At 63.4% G+C, this 17,800-nt stretch carries 20 protein-coding genes and 1 tRNA gene; 16 read left to right on the forward strand and 5 right to left on the reverse strand.

Annotated elements, in window-relative coordinates; all coding sequences use genetic code 11:
- Positions 1–65: 65 nt before the first annotated feature.
- The 10 genes from ACQ6S1_RS04095 to ACQ6S1_RS04140 are packed head-to-tail and all read left to right on the forward strand — an operon-like array spanning position 66 to position 7,050.
- Complete coding sequence (locus tag ACQ6S1_RS04095; protein ID WP_445039869.1) at positions 66–911, forward strand: urease accessory protein UreD; 846 nt, start codon at positions 66–68, stop codon at positions 909–911.
- A gap of 14 nt (positions 912–925) precedes the next feature.
- Positions 926–1,546: an urease subunit gamma gene (locus ACQ6S1_RS04100; protein ID WP_445039870.1), complete on the forward strand. Its 621-nt coding sequence runs from the start codon at positions 926–928 to the stop codon at positions 1,544–1,546.
- Complete coding sequence (locus tag ACQ6S1_RS04105) at positions 1,546–2,076, forward strand: HD domain-containing protein (RefSeq protein ID WP_445039871.1); 531 nt, start codon at positions 1,546–1,548, stop codon at positions 2,074–2,076. The genes ACQ6S1_RS04100 and ACQ6S1_RS04105 overlap by 1 nt, the downstream gene beginning before the upstream one ends.
- Positions 2,076–3,785 (forward strand): urease subunit alpha, encoded by a 1,710-nt coding sequence (gene ureC / locus ACQ6S1_RS04110; protein ID WP_445039872.1) that lies wholly within the window; start codon positions 2,076–2,078, stop codon positions 3,783–3,785. Before ACQ6S1_RS04105 ends, ureC begins: the two co-directional genes overlap by 1 nt.
- Positions 3,786–3,790: 5 nt before the next feature.
- Positions 3,791–4,246 (forward strand): DUF6314 family protein, encoded by a 456-nt coding sequence (locus tag ACQ6S1_RS04115; protein WP_445039873.1) that lies wholly within the window; start codon positions 3,791–3,793, stop codon positions 4,244–4,246.
- Positions 4,243–4,809: an urease accessory protein UreE gene (locus ACQ6S1_RS04120; protein ID WP_445039874.1), complete on the forward strand. Its 567-nt coding sequence runs from the start codon at positions 4,243–4,245 to the stop codon at positions 4,807–4,809. Before ACQ6S1_RS04115 ends, ACQ6S1_RS04120 begins: the two co-directional genes overlap by 4 nt.
- Positions 4,802–5,497 (forward strand): urease accessory protein UreF, encoded by a 696-nt coding sequence (locus tag ACQ6S1_RS04125; protein ID WP_445039875.1) that lies wholly within the window; start codon positions 4,802–4,804, stop codon positions 5,495–5,497. The genes ACQ6S1_RS04120 and ACQ6S1_RS04125 overlap by 8 nt, the downstream gene beginning before the upstream one ends.
- A complete protein-coding gene (ureG, locus tag ACQ6S1_RS04130; RefSeq protein ID WP_445039876.1) occupies positions 5,494–6,120 on the forward strand; it encodes an urease accessory protein UreG in 627 nt (208 codons plus the stop codon). Before ACQ6S1_RS04125 ends, ureG begins: the two co-directional genes overlap by 4 nt.
- Before the next feature lie 19 nt (positions 6,121–6,139).
- Complete coding sequence (locus ACQ6S1_RS04135; protein ID WP_445039877.1) at positions 6,140–6,712, forward strand: HupE/UreJ family protein; 573 nt, start codon at positions 6,140–6,142, stop codon at positions 6,710–6,712.
- 50 nt (positions 6,713–6,762) lie between these two features.
- A complete protein-coding gene (locus ACQ6S1_RS04140) occupies positions 6,763–7,050 on the forward strand; it encodes a hypothetical protein (RefSeq protein WP_445039878.1) in 288 nt (95 codons plus the stop codon).
- Positions 7,051–7,064: 14 nt separating this feature from the next.
- Here the strand turns inward: ACQ6S1_RS04140 and ACQ6S1_RS04145 are convergent, their stop codons facing one another.
- The 4 genes from ACQ6S1_RS04145 to acuI all read right to left on the reverse strand — a co-directional run bounded on the left by ACQ6S1_RS04145 (position 7,065) and on the right by acuI (position 9,682).
- Positions 7,065–7,346, reverse strand: a complete 282-nt coding sequence (locus ACQ6S1_RS04145) for a hypothetical protein (RefSeq protein ID WP_445039879.1) — start codon at positions 7,344–7,346, stop codon at positions 7,065–7,067.
- 89 nt (positions 7,347–7,435) lie between these two features.
- Positions 7,436–8,437 (reverse strand): TIGR03885 family FMN-dependent LLM class oxidoreductase, encoded by a 1,002-nt coding sequence (locus ACQ6S1_RS04150; protein ID WP_445039880.1) that lies wholly within the window; start codon positions 8,435–8,437, stop codon positions 7,436–7,438.
- A 3-nt stretch (positions 8,438–8,440) separates the two neighbouring features.
- Positions 8,441–8,653 carry a hypervirulence associated TUDOR domain-containing protein gene (locus tag ACQ6S1_RS04155; RefSeq protein WP_445039881.1) on the reverse strand — a complete coding sequence of 71 codons (213 nt, stop codon included), beginning with the start codon at positions 8,651–8,653 and terminating at the stop codon, positions 8,441–8,443.
- Between the two features lie 48 nt (positions 8,654–8,701).
- Entirely contained in the window at positions 8,702–9,682 is a 981-nt protein-coding gene (acuI, locus tag ACQ6S1_RS04160; RefSeq protein WP_445039882.1) for an acrylyl-CoA reductase (NADPH), read from the reverse strand.
- Between the two features lie 98 nt (positions 9,683–9,780).
- Between acuI and ACQ6S1_RS04165 the strand changes: the two genes are divergently transcribed.
- The 6 genes from ACQ6S1_RS04165 to ACQ6S1_RS04190 all read left to right on the forward strand — a co-directional run bounded on the left by ACQ6S1_RS04165 (position 9,781) and on the right by ACQ6S1_RS04190 (position 16,351).
- Positions 9,781–9,856, forward strand: a tRNA-Ile gene (locus tag ACQ6S1_RS04165).
- Positions 9,857–10,314: 458 nt separating this feature from the next.
- On the forward strand, positions 10,315–13,296 hold the full coding sequence (locus ACQ6S1_RS04170; RefSeq protein WP_445039883.1) for an autotransporter outer membrane beta-barrel domain-containing protein: 2,982 nt from the start codon (positions 10,315–10,317) through the stop codon (positions 13,294–13,296).
- Positions 13,297–13,497: 201 nt separating this feature from the next.
- A complete protein-coding gene (locus ACQ6S1_RS04175) occupies positions 13,498–14,238 on the forward strand; it encodes an SIMPL domain-containing protein (RefSeq protein ID WP_445039884.1) in 741 nt (246 codons plus the stop codon).
- Between the two features lie 43 nt (positions 14,239–14,281).
- Positions 14,282–15,391 (forward strand): ATP-dependent DNA helicase, encoded by a 1,110-nt coding sequence (locus ACQ6S1_RS04180; RefSeq protein ID WP_445039885.1) that lies wholly within the window; start codon positions 14,282–14,284, stop codon positions 15,389–15,391.
- Between the two features lie 129 nt (positions 15,392–15,520).
- Positions 15,521–15,955 carry a hypothetical protein gene (locus tag ACQ6S1_RS04185; protein WP_445039886.1) on the forward strand — a complete coding sequence of 145 codons (435 nt, stop codon included), beginning with the start codon at positions 15,521–15,523 and terminating at the stop codon, positions 15,953–15,955.
- A 9-nt stretch (positions 15,956–15,964) separates the two neighbouring features.
- Positions 15,965–16,351, forward strand: coding sequence for a hypothetical protein (locus ACQ6S1_RS04190; RefSeq protein WP_445039887.1), 387 nt, complete (start codon positions 15,965–15,967; stop codon positions 16,349–16,351).
- Between the two features lie 49 nt (positions 16,352–16,400).
- Here the strand turns inward: ACQ6S1_RS04190 and ACQ6S1_RS04195 are convergent, their stop codons facing one another.
- The gene (locus ACQ6S1_RS04195) at positions 16,401–17,738 is read right to left on the reverse strand and encodes a YncE family protein (RefSeq protein WP_445039888.1); all 1,338 of its coding nucleotides are present in this window, start codon (positions 17,736–17,738) and stop codon (positions 16,401–16,403) included.
- Between the last annotated feature and the right edge of the window lie 62 nt (positions 17,739–17,800).

Consider the following 17,800-nt stretch of genomic DNA (forward strand, 5'->3'; position numbering starts at 1 on the left):
GCCGCCGCTTTGACTTTGTTGGCAAAAAGCCCGACCGTCCGGCGAATTTCCAATGCCGGATACCGATGTACGCCGATCCCCGCGCCTCTTCATTTACGGCACAAAGCCCACGGCGCCAGCGTGCCGAGGGACGCATCGTCTTCGAGGCCGGCCGCTTCGGGTCTGCGACCCGCACGATGCATCTGGCCGAGAGCGGGCCCCTGCGGCTGCGTTTCCCGAACGCGCACGGTCCACGACTCGAAGCCGTGATGATGAACACAGGCGGAGGTATTGCCTGCGGCGACCGCATGAATGTGCAGATTGCCGCAAAAACAGGCAGCGAAATCGTCATCACCTCGCCCGCCGCCGAGCGGATCTATCGGTCCGATGGGGATGTTTCCGAAATCCACGTCCGCCTGAATTTGGAAAGGGGGGCACGGCTGTCCTGGCTTCCGCAGGAAACGATCCTCTACGACCATGCCCGTGCCCGCCGCTCGTTCGAGGCCGAGATCGCAGCCGATTCCCGTCTCGCAATGTTCGAAGCCATCATGTTCGGCCGCAGCGCCCGGGGCGAGCGGATGACGGACGGCCTGCTTCACGATCGCTGGCGGATCCGCCGCGAAGACCGCCTCGTCTTCGCCGAGGATTTTCACCTTCAGGGGCCCATTCACGAACAGCTGGCCCGTCCGTCCATCACCGCCGGGGCCACGGCCATCGCCACTTTTCTTTACGTCGCGCCCGACGCCGAAGCCCGCCTCGAAGCCGCGCGTGAGCATCTCGTTGGCGCGGAATGTGCATGCGGTGCAAGTACCTGGAACGGCCTTCTCTCCGTTCGCTTTCTGGCACCTGAGATCGGTCCGCTGCGACGCAGCTGCACGGCTTTTCTCACCAAGTTTCTGGGGCATCCCCTGCCCCGCGTCTGGCACGGATAACAAGGACCTCATCGGTGAACCTCACGCCCCGTGAAAAGGACAAGCTGCTCGTCGCCATGGCCGCGATGGTGGCCCGCAACAGGCTGGAACGCGGCGTCAGGCTGAACCATCCGGAAGCAGTCGCCATCATCACGGAATATGTGGTGGAAGGCGCGCGCGACGGCCGGACCGTGGCTGAACTGATGGAGGGCGGCGCGGGCGTCCTGACCACCGACCAGGTCATGGAAGGCATCGCCGAGATGATCCACGACATCCAGGTCGAAGCTACGTTTCCGGACGGCACCAAGCTCGTCACGGTTCACCATCCCATCAGGGGAGCGGCGTCGGAGAACGTGCCCGGCTGCGTCACCCCACTGCCTGGCGAGATCATCTTCAATGAGGGCGCAACCCGCATCTCGCTCGAAGTCGCCAATATCGGAGACCGGCCGATCCAGATCGGCAGCCATTATCATTTCTACGAGGCCAATCCCGGCCTGCGCTTCGAGCGCGAGAAGGCACGTGGCATGCGGCTCGACATCGCGCCCGGCACCGCGGTCCGCTTCGAACCCGGCGCCAGCCGTGAGGTGACGCTCGTCCCACTTGGCGGCAAGCGCGAAGTCTACGGCTTCCGTGGCGACGTGATGGGAAAACTTTGATGGACGGCATCCAACTGGTTTCACGCGCGGCTGATCTCGCCGCCCGCCGACATGTTGGCGACCGACGCAAGGGCCGCGCTCAAGAACCTTATATAAACCACCTCGCAGAGGTTGCGGCCCTTCTTGCCGACCATGGTGCGGACGCTGATCTCGTTGCAGCAGGATGGCTCCACGACACAATCGAAGACACGGAAACAACGCGCGATGAGCTCGAAAAAGAGTTTGGTGCCAACGTTGCGTCTCTCGTTGCCGAAGCCACGGATGACAAAAGTCTTTTAAAAGCCGAGCAGCGCCAGAAGCAGATCGAGAACGCTCCTCACAAATCTGCTGCTGGCAAAGCGCTGAAGATCGCGGACAAGATCAGCAATGTCCGCTCTCTCATGGCCAGCCCCCCCGATAACTGGGAGCGGGATCGTCTGCTGGATTACGTGTCGTTCGCGGAGAAGGTGGTAGCGGGCTGTCGCGATGGCAGCACGTCTCTAGCAGACTTGTTCGACCGCACAGCAGAAGAAGCAAGGAGCCTGATCTAATGGCCTCCCTTCCCCGTGCCGCCTATGCCGACATGTTCGGCCCCACGACCGGCGACAAGGTTCGCCTGGCCGACACCTCGCTCGAGATCGAGATCGAAAAGGACTTCACCACCTACGGCGAAGAGGTGAAGTTCGGCGGCGGCAAGGTCATCCGCGACGGCATGGGCCAGAGCCAGATCAGCAATGCCGACGGCGCCATGGACACCGTCATCACCAATGCCGTGATCCTCGATCATTGGGGGATCGTGAAGGCCGATGTCGGGCTCAAGAACGGGCGCATCGCCGCCATCGGAAAGGCTGGCAATCCGGACGTTCAGCCGGGCATCGACATCATCATCGGCCCCGGCACCGAAATCATCGCGGGCGAAGGCAAGATTCTGACGGCCGGCGGCTTCGACACGCACATCCACTTCATCTGCCCGCAGCAGATCGAGGAGGCGCTGATGAGCGGCGTCACCTCCATGCTGGGCGGCGGCACCGGGCCGGCCACGGGCACCTTCGCCACCACCTGCACGCCCGGACCATGGCATCTGGCGCGCATGATCGAGGCGGCCGACAGCTTCCCCATGAATCTCGGGTTCGCCGGCAAGGGCAATGCGTCGCTGCCCGGCGCGCTGGAGGAGATGGTGCTGGCCGGCGCCTGCGCGCTCAAACTCCACGAGGATTGGGGCACCACGCCCGCCGCCATCGATTGCTGCCTCTCGGTGGCGGATAGTCATGACGTGCAGGTGATGATCCATTCCGACACGCTGAATGAATCCGGCTTCGTCGAGGACACCATCGCCGCCTTCCAGGGCCGCACCATTCATGCTTTTCACACCGAAGGCGCGGGCGGCGGCCATGCGCCGGACATCATGAAAGTGGCGGGCCTGCACAACGTGCTGCCCTCTTCCACCAATCCCACGCGCCCGTTCACGGTGAACACGCTGGACGAGCATCTCGACATGCTGATGGTCTGCCACCATCTGTCGCCGTCGATCCCGGAAGACCTCGCCTTTGCCGAAAGCCGCATCCGCAAGGAGACCATCGCAGCGGAGGACATCCTCCACGATCTCGGCGCGCTCTCGATGATGTCCTCCGACAGCCAGGCCATGGGCCGCGTCGGCGAGGTCATCATCCGCACCTGGCAGACCGCCGACAAGATGAAGCAGCAGCGCGGCCGGCTGTTCGAGGAGCGCGGCGAGAACGACAATCTGCGCGCGCGCCGCTACATCGCCAAATACACCATCAATCCGGCGATCGCCCACGGCGTCTCGGCGCACATCGGCTCGATCGAAGCCGGCAAGCTGGCCGATCTCGTTCTGTGGACGCCCGCCTTCTTCGGCGTGAAGCCCGATCTCATCATCAAGGGCGGCGCCATCGCGGCGGCCCCGATGGGAGACCCGAACGCCTCCATCCCCACTCCGCAGCCGGTGCACTACCGTCCTATGTTCGGCGCCTATGGCCGTGCGGCGCAGTCCACGTCCCTGACCTTCGTCTCGAAATCGGCCTTGCAAAACGGTCTGCGCGACCGGCTCGGAGCGCTGAAGGAATTTGTCGCCGTCGACAACACGCGTGGCGGCATCGGCAAGAAGAGCATGATCCTGAACGACGCCACGCCCGTCATCGAGATCGACCCGGAGACTTACGACGTGCGCGCCGACGGCGAGCTTCTGGTCTGCGAACCGGCCAAAAAGCTGCCGATGGCGCAGCGCTATTTCATGTTCTGATGCCGATGGACGACACCTTGCGTTCCCTGTTCGCCGGTTTGGAAGGATCGTGGAGACTGGACCGTGTCGTCGCACCCGCTGGCACGCTCAGCGGCACCGCCGATTTCAGCCTGCGGTCGGATGGCGGGCTCGATTATCAGGAACGTGGCGACCTGGTTCTTCCGCACGGCACATTCGCCGCCGAGCGGCGGTACCGTTTCGACCCGGAGGATGACGGCTTCTCGGTTCACTTCGCGGACGCCGCGCCGCGCCTGTTCCACCGCGTGCGTCTGTCGCGCACGGACGAGGGCAGCCTGATCGGAGAAGCTCCGCATCGATGCGGGCGCGATCTCTACGTCACCGCCTATCGATTTGCGTCGGACGGGACCTTCACCATCGTTAACAGCGTCACCGGCCCCAACAAGGATTATACTGTGACCAGTGCCTACACCCGCATCGGATCACAGAGGAACGCCGCATGAACCGCGCCACCCAGATCGTCCGCAAACTGGCGGTAAAGCCCGCCGATGTCGCGGGCACCATCACGCTCGATCATCAATCGCGCCATCGCCGCCGCATGGCGATGACGACCGATCAGGGCCTGGAATTCCTTCTCGATCTCGGAACCGCCTCGGTGACGGACGACGGCGATGCCGTGAAGCTCGACGATGGCCGCCTCATACAGATCGTGGCCGCGAACGAAGACCTGATCGAGGTGACCACCTCCAACCCCCTTCGGCTGATGAAGCTCGCCTGGCATCTCGGCAATCGTCATGTGCCGGCGGAGATCACGAAGGATGCGATCTATTTCGCACCGGACCACGTACTGGTCGAGATGGTGCGCGGGCTCGGCGGCAGCGCCGAGCCCGTAAAGCGTCCCTTCCGCCCCGAGCGTGGCGCCTATCACGAGCACACGGACCATGGCCACGGCAGCACGGCCAGCCGCGACGTGCTTCACGTCCACGGCGATGACCGGCCCCACGTTCACGAGCACCACGAGAACGAGCACGGCCATCAATGCGGCTGCGGTCATCACCATGACTGATCGGCCGGGCGAATATGCAGCATCGTCGCTGCCGCTGTTCGCCTGGCTGTCGCCATCCTTCCCGGTCGGCGCCTATGCCTACTCCCACGGCCTCGAATGGGCCGTGGAAGACGGCGACATCATGGATGAAGCATCCCTGCTCATCTGGCTCGCGGACATGCTGAAGCATGGAGCCGGCCGAAACGACGCCATCCTGCTCGCGGAAAGCTGGCGTGCCGTCTCAGCCGATGACGCCAAGGCCTTGAGCGGAATCAACGAACTCGCCCTCGCCCTCGCTCCGTCCGCCGAGCTCTATTTGGAAACGTCGCAGCAGGGCCGAAGCTTCCTCGATGCCGCGCTCGCAGCCTGGCCCCGGCCCCAGATCACCACGCTGGCCGGGGACATCGATCGCATCGCCTATCCCGTCGCGGTCGGCATGGCCGCCGCCGCACATCGCATTCCACTGGGCGACACCTTGCCCGCATTCGTCCTCGCCTTCGCCCAAAATCTCGTTTCCGCCGCGATCCGCTCGGCGCCTATCGGCCAGACCGCTGGCATGCGCGTCATCAATGCGCTGATGCCAGTCATCCGCGAGATCGCGGCCGAAGCCGAACGCGCGACGATAGACGATCTCAGCGCCTGCACGTTCCGGGCCGATCTCGGCTCCTTCCGCCACGAAACCCAATATACGAGGCTGTTCCGCTCATGAGTTCCCCCAACGGTCCCCTGCGTGTCGGCATCGGCGGCCCGGTCGGCTCCGGCAAGACGGCGCTGATGGAAGCGCTCTGCAAGACGTTCCGCGATCGCTACGACATCTGCGCCATCACCAACGACATCTACACCAAAGAAGACGCCCGGCTCCTGACCGTGGCCGGCGCGCTGCCGGAAGAGCGCATCATCGGCGTCGAAACCGGCGGCTGCCCCCATACGGCGATCCGCGAGGATGCGTCGATCAACCTCGCGGCCGTGGCCGACATGCGCCGCAAATTCCCGGCGCTCGACGTGGTGCTGATCGAAAGCGGCGGCGACAATCTGGCCGCCACCTTCTCCCCGGAACTCGCCGACATCACGATCTATGTCATCGACGTCGCCGGCGGCGAGAAGATCCCGCGCAAGGGCGGCCCCGGCATCACCCGCTCCGACCTTCTCGTCGTCAACAAGATCGATCTGGCACCCTATGTCGGCGCGGATTTGCAGATCATGGAAGACGACACCAGGCGTATGCGCGGCCAGCGGCCCTACGTCTTCAGCAACATTCGCGGCGGCATCGGGGTGGATGCCGTGGCGAGCTTCATCGAACGCGCAGGCGGCCTATCCGCCGCCGCAGCCTGATCCGGGGGGATAACGCAGGATGACCAGAACACCCATCGCAGCCTTCGGGCTTGTCGCCGCTCTCGCCGCGACGCCGGCTCTTGCTCATACGGGTGTTGGCGATACGCACGGCTTCATCCACGGTTTCGCGCATCCCATCGGCGGGCTCGATCACGTCCTTGCCATGGTCGCCGTGGGCCTGTTCGCGTCGATTTTGGGCGGCCGCGCTCTGTGGGCCGTGCCTGCGGCCTTCGTCGGCATGATGCTGGTCGGCGGCGGGCTCGGCATAACAGGTGTCGATCTGCCGGCCGTCGAGCTTGGCATCACGGCGTCCATCATCATGCTGGGAGCCGTGACCGCGCTCGGCCTGTCATGGCCGCTTACGGCAGCGATGGCGCTCGTCGGGTTCTTCGCCCTGTTTCACGGCCACGCCCATGGCGCGGAAATGCCGCTCGACGCCGATGCCTTTGGCTACAGCGCCGGCTTCGCGGCGGCGACGATCCTGCTCCACGCAATGGGCGTCGGCGCGGGCGTCCTTGTGCGCAATCCGCTGGTCGTCCGCACAGCCGGTGCAGCGATGGCGCTGACCGGGATCGCCCTTCTCGTGGGCTGATTGGCCTTGTCGGGCTGGCGGCGCACGCGCTGCCGGCCTAGATGACGCGGATGACGACCTACCGCGACCTCAACACGGCCCAACGACGCGCCCTCGATCGCTTCGCCCGCGCGCACGATTTCGAATCTCCCGCCAGCAATTGGCCCGAGCTCGGCAGCGAAGCCATCCGGGCGTTGATCGGCCATGGCCTGCTGGAATCGCGCGGCCGCAATGAGCAGGACGAGGAAATCTACCGCGTCACCGATTCCGGCACGCGCGTGCACGACGAGATGTGGCAGGCCGGGAAAGTCCCGAGCCACCCGAACTCCGATCCCTTCGATCCGCAAACGCTGGACTAGTTCGCTCCGGCCCGTCAGGCGGTCGCGGCAACCTTTTTCCGCACAGGCTTCGCAGCGGCCTTGGCGGCTTTCGCGGTAGCAGCCTTCTTGGCGGCCGCGGCCTTGGCCTTGACGGCCTTCGCCTCCGCGACGGCATCGGCGGCCTCGCGCTCGAGCCGCAGTGCGCGAAGCTTCACGGTGCGCTCGTTCAGCGCCACACGTGCGGCTTCGTATTCCGCCATGGCCTTGGCGCCTTCGCGCTGCTTCTCCTCGGCGACTTTGAGCCGCGTCTCCCGGGTGAGTTCTTTATCGCTCATGGGCCGGCTCCTTCATGCATTCAAATTGCTCACACCCTACATATAGGGCGCTGCGCGACTTTGTCTTTGCCGGGAACAGGAAAGTTTGATCAAAGCGCCATATCCGCAGTCTTCGGCACATTCTGACCCAAGGCCGGGAGGATGTCTCGCCCGAAGTCCCGAACGAACTCGCTCTGGTTGCGGCCGACATTGTGCAGATAGATCTCCTCGAAGCCGAGCGCGGCAAAGTCCCGCAATCGCTCAAGATGCCAATCGAGGTCTGATGAGATCAGCACCGCCTGATCCAAATCCTCTGGCCGCACGTTCTCGGCCGCCTGGTCGAATTCCCGCGGCATCCGATAATTGGCGGCCATGTCCGGGGTCATCACATTGCTGCGCCATTGATCGAAGGCATTGGCGCGCGCAAGGCCGTCGCTTGCGGCGTAGGACAGATGAACCTGCAGCGCGATCGGCTTGCCCGCACCACCACCACGCCGGAACGCTGCGATCATCTCCTGCAATTTTTCGATGGGCTGGTTGATCACGGCAAGCCCGTCCGCCCAGCCGCCGGCCCATTCCGCCGTCTTCGGTGTCAGCGCGGCGCCGAACAAAAGCGGCGGCGTTTCCGGAAGCGTGTAGAGCCGCGCCTCATCGGTGGGTATAGGCCCGTCGCAGCTCACCGTCTCGCCCCGGAAAAGCGCGCGGATGATATCGACCGCCGCGCGCAACCGTTCCGTCCGCTCCGCCTTGTCGGGCCAGGGCTCGGCCAGGATGTGCTCGTTCAGTGCCTCGCCGGTGCCGAGCGCCATCCAGCGGAACCGGCCGGGAAACATCTGTGCCAGCGTCGCGCCGGCCTGCGCCACGATGGCCGGATGAAACCGGAAATTCATGGGGATGGAGAGCATGCCCATGGGCAGCGAAGTCGCCTGCAGCGCTGCGCCCATCCAGGAATAGGCGAAACCGGATTGGCCCTGACGCTCGCTCCACGGCGCGAAATGCTCCGACGACATGGCGCAGGCGAAGCCCGCCTCCTCCGCTTCCTGCACATGGCGAAGAAGATCACGCGGCGAGAACTGCTCGTGGGAGGCGTGATAACCGATGCGAACCGCCATCCCTCAGTCCTTGCGCAATTCGCCGGGCTTGTGCGCGGCACGCGCCCCGCTCTTGTCGCTCTCCACGAGGATCTTCGGATCGTCCTTGGACGCCTTGGCGGTGAACGACTTGATCTTCATGGGCTTCGTAATGGTCTTCACCACATGGCCCCGGGTCTCACCTTGCGAGGTGTCCCATTTCACCGTGTCGCCCGCTTTGAAGCTCTTGCCGGCCATGACGCTCCTCCTGTCGGGAGGCAACGCTGGCGGCAAAGGCTCGTTCCGTCAGTCCATCGCCACGACGAGGCGGCCGCGCACCTTGCCATCCAGCAGATCGGACGCCGCCTCGATTGCCGCGCCGAGCGGGATTGTGTGTGTCATCGCGGCAAGCCGTTCGGCATCGACATGCTCAGCCAGGAGGCTCCACGCGTCGAGCCGGTCCATACGCGGGCGATAAACGCTGTTGATGCCGGCGAGCGTGACGCCGCGCAGGATGAACGGCGCCACGGTCGCGGGGAACTCCATTCCCTGTGCCAGCCCACAGGCGGCCACCAGGCCGTCATGCTTCATCGCCGCACAAACATTGGCGAGCGTGTGACTGCCCACGCTGTCGATCGCGCCGGCCCAACGCTCCGCCTGCAGAGGCTTGCCGGGCATGGACAATTCCGCCCGGTCGATCACCTCGTCCGCACCGAGCAACCGCAGATAATCGCCCTGCTCGGGCCGTCCGGTCGCCGCGACCACCCGGAAGCCGAGCGCGTGCAGAAGCACGATGGCAACACCGCCCACTCCTCCATTGGCGCCGGTCACCAGCACGTCGCCGCGTGCAGGCGTGATGCCGAGGTGCTGCAAGCGCCTCACAGCCAGCGCCGCCGTATAGCCGGCAGTTCCCAGCGCCATGGCGTGCTCGGCATCGAAGCCCGGGGGCAGTGGAATGAGCCAGTCTCCGCAGACGCGCGCTTTTTCCGCCAGCCCACCCCAGCGGGTCTCTCCCAGTCCCCAGCCATTGAGCAGAACGCGGTCACCGACAGCGACATCCGGATGATGGCTCGCCTCGACCCGGCCGGCAAAGTCGATGCCCGGCACCATCGGAAATCGCCGCACCACCTGTCCCCGCCCCGTTATGGCCAGGGCATCCTTGTAGTTCAGGGTGGAATGGCTGATCGCAACGACGACGTCGCCCTCCGGCAGATCCTCCTCGTTTAGATCGGCCAGTCGCGCCACGGAGTTCTTGCCAACGCGCTCGATCACGATTCCCCGAAACATGCGCCCCTCCTGAAATGGGTGGTTGAATGATCGCCGGATCGTCTCAATCCAGGTGACGGCCGCCCCCGCTCTGGTCTATGAAGAATCGCCTTCGGGCTGGGCCTGTAGCTCAATGGTTAGAGCCGACCGCTCATAACGGTCTGGTTGGGGGTTCGAGTCCCTCCGGGCCCACCACAGTTTCAAGGCTTACGGGGACAGGAGCTCTGCATCCTGTCCAATAACCCGGCACCCCTGCGGCCAACACGCAGAATCATCAAGGTAACAACGCAAAAGAGATCGCTGACGCGACTGCGTTGTTGTTTCTAATAAACCAAAGAAAATCTGGCGCCAGATTCCATTCATGATGGTGCTGGCATTTGAAATTTTTCCGAATTCGTATGCGCGCAAGAGGGAAGCAGAGCATCCGAAACGCCGGCATACGCGGAACGGAAAAAGTTAATGATTTTATACTGTTGCGATAAAACCACGACCATCGGCCATACGGTTTGGTTGAGGGAATAAATTATTGCAACTTGGGGTTATTATATGTGGAGTGCTCCTGAAATTGAGGGAGTAGTCCGCTTATGAACCCGACAAGCCAGCCGCGTGCTCAACGATCCCGGTCTCGGGCGGTACTCCTCAGCACAAGCGCGTTGACCTCTTTTCTCCTGGTAAGCGCGACCGGGGCCTTCGCCCAGACGACGACAATCGGCACGGACCAGACGCTCACGTCGGCCGGCAATCCCTACAGCGGCATTCGAGTGACCAATGGCGCGGCTCTGCAGGGAGAGGGCCTCGTCATCACCCAGAGCTCTAATAATGCAGGCTTGACGTTGACGGAGGGATCCGCCCGCCTCTCCGGCGGATCGATCACCCAGAGCGGAACTGCGAAGTATGTGAGCGGGGTCAGCGTCGTGAGTGGCCAGGCCACCCTCAGCGGCACGGCCATTTCGATCGATGGCGCCAAGGACGCCGGCGGCCTTTATACCAATGGTTCCGGAGCCGAGATCATTGGCGACAACCTGAATATCACCCTCCGGGCGACGGGTTCGACAACCGCCGAGCCTGCGGCCGGCGTGAAAGTGCGCTCAGGAACGATCCGGACGTCCAACAGCACGATCCAGGTGGAAGGAGACGCGGTTCTCGGCCTTCTCGCTTCGGGCAACCGGCAGCAAAGCCGTGCATTCAGCACGAACGACACCATAACGACGACCGGCGACAGGGCTTGGGGGGCTTTCGCCTTTTCCGACGCCGCTGGCGTGGGAGCCGGAACGATCGACATCGAAGGCGGCTCGATTACGACCTCCGGCCAGAACGCCTACGGATTGCTGGCTCAGGGAGCGAATTCCCGCATCGATGCCAGCGGAACCTCGATAGAAACGCGCGGCGCTGGCGCTCTCGGCGCCTACGCGTATCAGGGCGACATCAACCTCGCGAACGTGTCCATCTCGACAGAAGGCACCAATGCGAGCGGCATCCTCTCCTACCTTGGAGATGTCGTGATGGATGGCGGCTCGGTGTCGACATCCGGTGCAGGCGCCGCAGCAGTCGAGTTGGAAGGCGGCTCCGTCACGATCAGAAACGCTCAGCTGAGCTCGGCCGCGGGTTCCGGAGTCGTTTTGACCAATGGCGGGAACGTGGATCTTTCGTCATCGACGATCAGCTCCGCCGGAAGCACGTTCGTCGCGAGTTTCGATAGCGCAGCCCAGGCCAACATTGTCCTGGGTGACGGAGCGGTTGCCACGCAGAATGACGGCACATTGCTTCGGGTCGATCGGGCCGGCAACGGCGCGGAGGGCGTGGTGGATCTGACGCTCGGCGCCGGGTCCATCACACGCGGGGACATCCTGGACGAAGGTGAGAAATCCGCAAACGGCGGGACCGATGTCCGGCTCGAGGAAGGTGCTGACTTCGCCGGCATCCTCCGCGGCGTCCGCAATTTCTTCTCAGCACCCGGCGGCACCGTCGACTTCGAGGGCGAGACGCTGATCGAGGGCAATCTCAGCGGAAATGGCACCGACTATACCTTCAGCGATCAAGGTGCGCAGATCGGGGGGAACGTCACGCTCGCCAACGGTTCGAGCACAATCGGCGGCACGGTCGAGAACCGCATCAACGTTGCCGGCAACGTCTCCGTCGACAGCTCCTCCCGGATGGGCGGCAATTGGTACATCAACGGCGATCTCGGCAGTGCGGGCATTCTCGCACCGGGCAATTCTCCCGGCGTGATCAGCGTCGCCGGAAATCTGGTGCTCAGCCCCACCTCGATTTATGAGGTGGAAATTGACGCACTTGGCAATTCCGATCTCATTGAGGTCGGCGGTACGGCCACGTTGAACGGCGAAGTCCGGGTGACGCCTTTGGGCGGCTTCGTGCTCAACAGCCCCTACACCATTCTGACGGCCGGCTCGCTGAACGGCACGCAGTTCACCGGTGTGACCTTCTCCGACGATTACGCGTTCATCGACGCCACGTTGGATTACGATGCGAACAACGTCCTCCTCACCATAGAGCGCAACGACGTCTCGTTCGTATCCGCGGCGGAGACGTCGAACCAGTCCGCAACCGCCTCCGCGCTGGACGGCCTTGCATCTAGCAGCCGCCTTGCTTCCGCCTTGGCACTGAGCTCGGTAGAAGAGGTCCGGGGCGCGCTCGATCAGCTTTCCGGTGAGGTTCATGCCTCTGTGAAGACGGGCCTCATCGAGGAAAGCCGGCACGTTCGTGACGCCGCTCTGCGACGGGTTCAGGGTGCTTTCGTCGAGAACGACACCACAGCCTCGATTGCGACAGGTTCGGCCGGCGCGACGGGCTTCAACAATACGGGCGTGTGGGGCCAGGTGTATGGATCGTGGGGTGAGAACGACCGCAACGCCAACACCGGTCGGCTGGAACGTGATGTCGGCGGCTTCCTCGTGGGCGCCGATGGGATGATCACCGATCGCGTGCACCTCGGCATTCTCGCCGGCTACAGCCATTCCGAGTTCGAGCTCGATGACCGGGCTTCTTCGGCAGAAGCCGACAGCGTGCATGTCGGCATCTATGGAGGAACCAGGATTTCCGGCTTCGGCATCAAGGCCGGGGCAGCGTACAGCTGGAATGACGTGGAAACGCAACGAGCCGTGGCCTTCGGCGGCTTCGCCGATACCTTGCCGGCCGACTACGATGCGGGCACTACCCAGGTGTTCGGCGAAGTTGGCTATGAGATCGTGACCGGCCGCGCCACGTTTGAACCCTTCGCTGGCATCGCCTATGTCAATGTCGACACGGACGGCTTCACCGAAGATGGCGGCGCGGCAGCTCTTTCGTCCGCAGACCAGGACACGGATGTCACCTTCTCGACGTTGGGACTTCGCGCATCGACCGACTTCCTGTGGGGCGAGCAACAAGTCACGGGCCGGGGCATGATCGGCTGGCGCCATGCATTTGATGATCAGCCGAGCACCTCTCTGGCCTTCGCCGGCACGGGCGCCTTTACCATCGACGGGGCGCCGCTATCGGAGAATGCCGCGGTAGTCGAAGTCGGCCTCGACTTCGCTGTGTCCTCGGCAACTGCACTTGGGATCACATATACGGGTCAGTTCGGTGATGAATCCTCGGACAATCAGCTGAAGGCCGATTTTTCCTATAAATTCTGAGACGTAATTGCCGTAGAATAAGCGCGCCCGGCACCCACCGGGCGCGCTCTTTAGTTTTTAGCAGATCTCGTATTTCGAAACCCTCGCAGCGCTTTAACCCTCCACTCGCTCGACGTGGAGATCATCCACCATCACGGGCCCTTCGCCTTTATCGTGCCTTCATTGACCCGTGAGATAATGTTCCAAATCACGGAGCGTTTTATGCGTCATATCCTTGTCTGCCTTGCCCTTCTTGCCTCCGCGCCCGCGCTTGCTCAGCCGGCATCGCCGCCTCCGGGTCATGGCCCGAAGCCGGCCACGTTCAGCCTGTTGGGTCAGGGAACGGCTTCCGCAGCGCCCGATATCGCGGTGCTGACCTCGGGTGTGGTGAGCGAAGCCAAGACCGCGCGCGCCGCGCTCGATTCCAGCAACGCCGCCATGGACAAGCTGATCGCCTCTCTCCGCTCGGCCGGAATCGAGGAAAGGGACATCGCCACTTCCGGCTTCTCCGTGCAGCCACGCTATACTTCCGTTTCGTCCGTTTCCAGCTCCTCTGCGCGGCAGCCTCCGCGCATCGCCGGCTATGAGGTCCGCAACGCCGTGACCGTGAAGGTGCGCGATCTCGCCAATCTCGGCAGCATCCTCGACAAGGTCGTGACGGAAGGCTCCAACCAGATCGACAATCTGGTCTTCGACATTTCCGACAAGGACAAGGTGCTGAGCGAAGCCCGCAAGAAGGCGTTCGAGAACGCCCGCGCCAAGGCCGAATTGTTTGCCGAAGCCGCCGGCGTCAAGCTCGGCCGGCTGCGTGAGATCAGCGACCAGAACGTCAATGCTCCGCCGCCCCGGCCCCTGATGATGCGCGCGGAAATCGCGCAGCACAGCGCCGCGAAAGTTCCTGTCGCCCAGGGCGAACAGGAGATCGAGGCCAATGTCATGACGGTGTGGGAAGTCGCTCCCTGATCGACCGCCAAAGGCGCTTGCACTAGGATTGCGGGCGATTCCCATGCCCGCATTCACCCCCCATCAGGACGCCGCGCTCCAGGCGGCGTCGGACTGGCTCAAGTCCAAGCCCGGACGCGGCGGCACCCCGCAGGTGTTCCGCCTGTTCGGCTATGCCGGCACCGGCAAGACCACCCTCGCCCGCCATCTGGCGGAAGGCATCGACGGCACGGTCAAATACGCCGCCTTTACCGGCAAGGCCGCGCTCGTCATGCGCAGCCGGGGCTGCGAAGGTGCCTCCACGCTCCACAGCCTGATCTACAAGGCCAAGGAAAGCGGCGAGGAAACGCCGAGCTTCGAATTGTGGGACGAGGCGCCTGCCTCACGCGCCAAGCTGATCGTCGTCGACGAATGCTCCATGGTCGATGCGGAGCTTGGCCGCGACCTGATGTCCTTCGATGTGCCCGTGCTGGTGCTCGGCGATCCGGCCCAGCTTCCTCCGGTCCAGGGCGGCGGCTTTTTCACCAATGCCGAGCCGGACGTAATGCTCACCGAAGTCCACCGCCAGGCGGAGGATGATCCCATCGTGCGGCTCTCCATGGACGTGCGTGCCGGACGTCCGCTCGTGCAGGGCACCTATGGTGAGACGGAGGTGGTGACCAGGCAGAATCTCGATCCCGCCCGCGTGCTGGGGGCCGAGCAGGTGCTGGTGGGCCGCAACAACACACGCCGCGCCTACAACAAGCGCATGCGCGAGCGGCGCGGCCTCACCGAAGAATTGCCCATGGTCGGCGACAAGCTGGTCTGCCTGCGCAACAACCGCCGCAAGGCCCTGTTCAACGGCGGTCTGTGGACCGTCACCGAGCGCCGCGCCTCGAAATCGAAGCTGGTCACCATGCGCATCCGTCCGGAGGACGACGGCGCCGCGCGCGAGACCAAGGTCACGGTGCGGCCTGAATGTTTCCTCGGCGGCATCGAGGACATGTCCTGGGAAGAGCGCCGCGCTTACGACGAGTTCGATTACGGCTATGTGCTGACAGTGCACAAATCCCAGGGTTCGCAATGGGACGACGTCGTCCTTTTCGACGAGAGCTTCGCCTTCTCCGACAGCCGCGCCCGCTGGCTCTACACCGGCATCACACGCGCCGCCAAACGCCTCAGCATCGTTCTTTAAGGAAGCCTTGGAAGAATCTTCAAAGCCAGCCCTCGTTTGTGACAATACGATGAACTATGACGGGATGATCATCATTTAGCCTGTCTGTAACAGGCGTTTTACGTCCGTCGAACGGCGAGGAGCAAAGAATTGGCCAAGAAGAACAAGATCCCGAAAAAGGTTGCCGGGTTCAAGATCCCGAAGGCCATCCGCAAATCTCCCGTTGTGACCGGCCTGCTGGCCAGTGACACCGGTCGCAAGATCCTGGGTGATGCGCTGATCGCCGGCGCCACGGCTGCTGCCGGCATCATCGCGGCCCGGAACCACGAAGTGCTGGAAGACGCCGGCGACAATGCTGTGAAGAAGACGAAGAAGGCCGGCAATCTCGCGAAGGATCTTGCCAAGGGCGTTACCGGCGCAATGGCCGAGGTGATCGGCGACGCGGCACGCGCCGTGATCCCCGGTGTCGAGAACGACGAGAAGGAAAAGGCCGCGAAGGCCGACGTGCCGGCACGCGCTCCGGTCGCGCCGAAGACCCGTGCCCGCACTCCGCGCGTCGCCAAGGCCCGCCCGTCTCATCATTGAGGACCCGGAATGGCCGGCGGACACGGCGGATCTGACAAAAAGCACCGGCGGCCACTTCTTCAGCGCGCGGCTTGGCATGCGCTGAAGCATCTCATCCGCAAGCACCCCGGAGTGGCACTCGGCACGGCCGCTTCCGGCGCGTCCTACGCCGCGAAGGAGATCGCGCATGAGGGCACGGAAGCGGTCCGCGACGGCATCAAGGCCGTCACCGCATCGCTGACGGGCCATCGTGATGCGACCTCCGAGCAGGAGGCCAAGGAGCACGCTCAGACCGTGATGGACGAACCCGCTACGATCGAAGCACGCACCGCGGCCGGCTCGTTCCTGGATCACATGAATGCCGATCAACGCGAGGCAGTGATGCAACTCGTTCGGCGCTCATCCAAAAAAGGCTGAGCCGAGATGTGGAGAAGGCGGCTAACCGCCTCCTCCCGACGCTTCCGGATCAATCGGTGAAACCGCCGATGAGGTAGGTCTCGTTGCCGATTTCGGTCACGCGCCCCTTCACCTCGAATGTCTCGGTATCCAGAATCCAGACCACGCCGCTGTTGGCCTTGCTCTTGGGCGCTCCGGAAATCGCAAAATATTTGCCATCGGACGAGAAGGCGATGCCGCGCGGCCGCGACTGTTCGCCATTCGGCGTTTCAAGCGGAACGCGCTTGATCTCGGCCTTTTCGCCCGCCAGCGCCTTCTTCACATCGATGATCGAGAGATTGTTCGCCCGGAAATTGCTGGCGACGATCTTCGAACCGTCCGGCGTGAACGCCGCCGCGAACGGACGCGTTGCCTCGTTCTTGTCATCTGTCCCGCTCAGGATACGCGCCACCTCGCTCGTGGCCGGATCCTTGATCGCCTTTTCTACATCGATGATGGAGACGGTGTTGCCCTCGCTGCCATCCCGCGCATCCTCGCGCGAGGCCACCACGACATGGCGGCCGTCCGGGCTGGTCGAGATGCCGAACCCGCCCGTCTGCATCGGCACCCGGCCGAGTTCCGCCGCCTGATCTCCGGTGATAGCCTTCTCGAAGCTGATCACCGAAACGTCGTTCGTACCGCCATTCGCGGTAAAGATCATGCCGCCGCCGAGCGGGCTGATCGTTACGCCGTTTGTGTCGGCGTAACAGCCGAAGCCAGGATCAGGCGCCTTGTAGGGAAGCTTCGCCGGCGGACAATCCGATCCGGCCTTGCCGTAAGCCTGCGGGATCTTGTGGACGACTTCGCCCTTCTGCAAATCGACGATGTTGATGAAGCGACCGCCATCCTCATGGCCCTTGTCTTCCGCATGCGCCAGAGCCGCATGCTTGCCGTCCGGCCCCACCGCAAAGCCAGTTGCCCCGAAGCCCTGGGAATCGATGTACCCCTCGACCGCGCCCAGAGTGCCGTTGTTTTTGGTATCAAGCGCCTTGTCGAGATTGACGATCGTGACTGACCCGGGCCAGCCATGCTGAAAGCTACCGGCCTGCTCCGGCGTGGATTTCCCGGAATGGTTCACGACATAAGCGCGGCGCGCTTGGGAATCGATCGTGATAACGATCGGCTGGCCGCTGGAAATTGTATCCATTTTTCCCGAGCCTACATCGATGTCAGGCGTTACGCGAAGGCGGTTGATGACTGCATTCGGCGTCCCGTCATTGCTCGGATCGATCGCTTTCTTGAGATCGATCACGATGACGGTGTTGTCCCAACGTCCTGTCGCCAGAAAATAATCGGCTGCGTAAGCTCCGGAGCTCACCAATACGGAAACTGCACACGCAGCTGCCAGCAGACATTTTGTCTGTCTCATCCTTCTTCCTCCCCATTGGCCTCCTTGATTTGGAAGCCTTTTCATTTCCCGCGATCTCTCGC

It is taken from the genome of Terrihabitans aquatilis (assembly GCF_052542005.1).

Excerpts from the sequence above, each read along its gene's own strand:
- ACQ6S1_RS04150 (WP_445039880.1), bottom strand. The coding sequence starts at position 8,437 with ATGGCGGTTCGCATCGGTTATCACGCCTCCCACGAGCAGTTCTCGCCG.
- ACQ6S1_RS04105 (WP_445039871.1), top strand. The coding sequence starts at position 1,546 with ATGGACGGCATCCAACTGGTTTCACGCGCGGCTGATCTCGCCGCCCGC.
- acuI (WP_445039882.1), bottom strand. The coding sequence starts at position 9,682 with ATGTTTCGGGGAATCGTGATCGAGCGCGTTGGCAAGAACTCCGTGGCG.
- ACQ6S1_RS04125 (WP_445039875.1), top strand. The coding sequence starts at position 4,802 with ATGACTGATCGGCCGGGCGAATATGCAGCATCGTCGCTGCCGCTGTTC.
- ACQ6S1_RS04195 (WP_445039888.1), bottom strand. The coding sequence starts at position 17,738 with ATGAGACAGACAAAATGTCTGCTGGCAGCTGCGTGTGCAGTTTCCGTA.
- ACQ6S1_RS04175 (WP_445039884.1), top strand. The coding sequence starts at position 13,498 with ATGCGTCATATCCTTGTCTGCCTTGCCCTTCTTGCCTCCGCGCCCGCG.
- ACQ6S1_RS04095 (WP_445039869.1), top strand. The coding sequence starts at position 66 with ATGTACGCCGATCCCCGCGCCTCTTCATTTACGGCACAAAGCCCACGG.
- ACQ6S1_RS04180 (WP_445039885.1), top strand. The coding sequence starts at position 14,282 with ATGCCCGCATTCACCCCCCATCAGGACGCCGCGCTCCAGGCGGCGTCG.
- ACQ6S1_RS04190 (WP_445039887.1), top strand. The coding sequence starts at position 15,965 with ATGGCCGGCGGACACGGCGGATCTGACAAAAAGCACCGGCGGCCACTT.
- ACQ6S1_RS04115 (WP_445039873.1), top strand. The coding sequence starts at position 3,791 with ATGGACGACACCTTGCGTTCCCTGTTCGCCGGTTTGGAAGGATCGTGG.
- ureG (WP_445039876.1), top strand. The coding sequence starts at position 5,494 with ATGAGTTCCCCCAACGGTCCCCTGCGTGTCGGCATCGGCGGCCCGGTC.
- ACQ6S1_RS04145 (WP_445039879.1), bottom strand. The coding sequence starts at position 7,346 with ATGAGCGATAAAGAACTCACCCGGGAGACGCGGCTCAAAGTCGCCGAG.
- ACQ6S1_RS04120 (WP_445039874.1), top strand. The coding sequence starts at position 4,243 with ATGAACCGCGCCACCCAGATCGTCCGCAAACTGGCGGTAAAGCCCGCC.
- ureC (WP_445039872.1), top strand. The coding sequence starts at position 2,076 with ATGGCCTCCCTTCCCCGTGCCGCCTATGCCGACATGTTCGGCCCCACG.
- ACQ6S1_RS04140 (WP_445039878.1), top strand. The coding sequence starts at position 6,763 with ATGACGACCTACCGCGACCTCAACACGGCCCAACGACGCGCCCTCGAT.
- ACQ6S1_RS04135 (WP_445039877.1), top strand. The coding sequence starts at position 6,140 with ATGACCAGAACACCCATCGCAGCCTTCGGGCTTGTCGCCGCTCTCGCC.
- ACQ6S1_RS04155 (WP_445039881.1), bottom strand. The coding sequence starts at position 8,653 with ATGGCCGGCAAGAGCTTCAAAGCGGGCGACACGGTGAAATGGGACACC.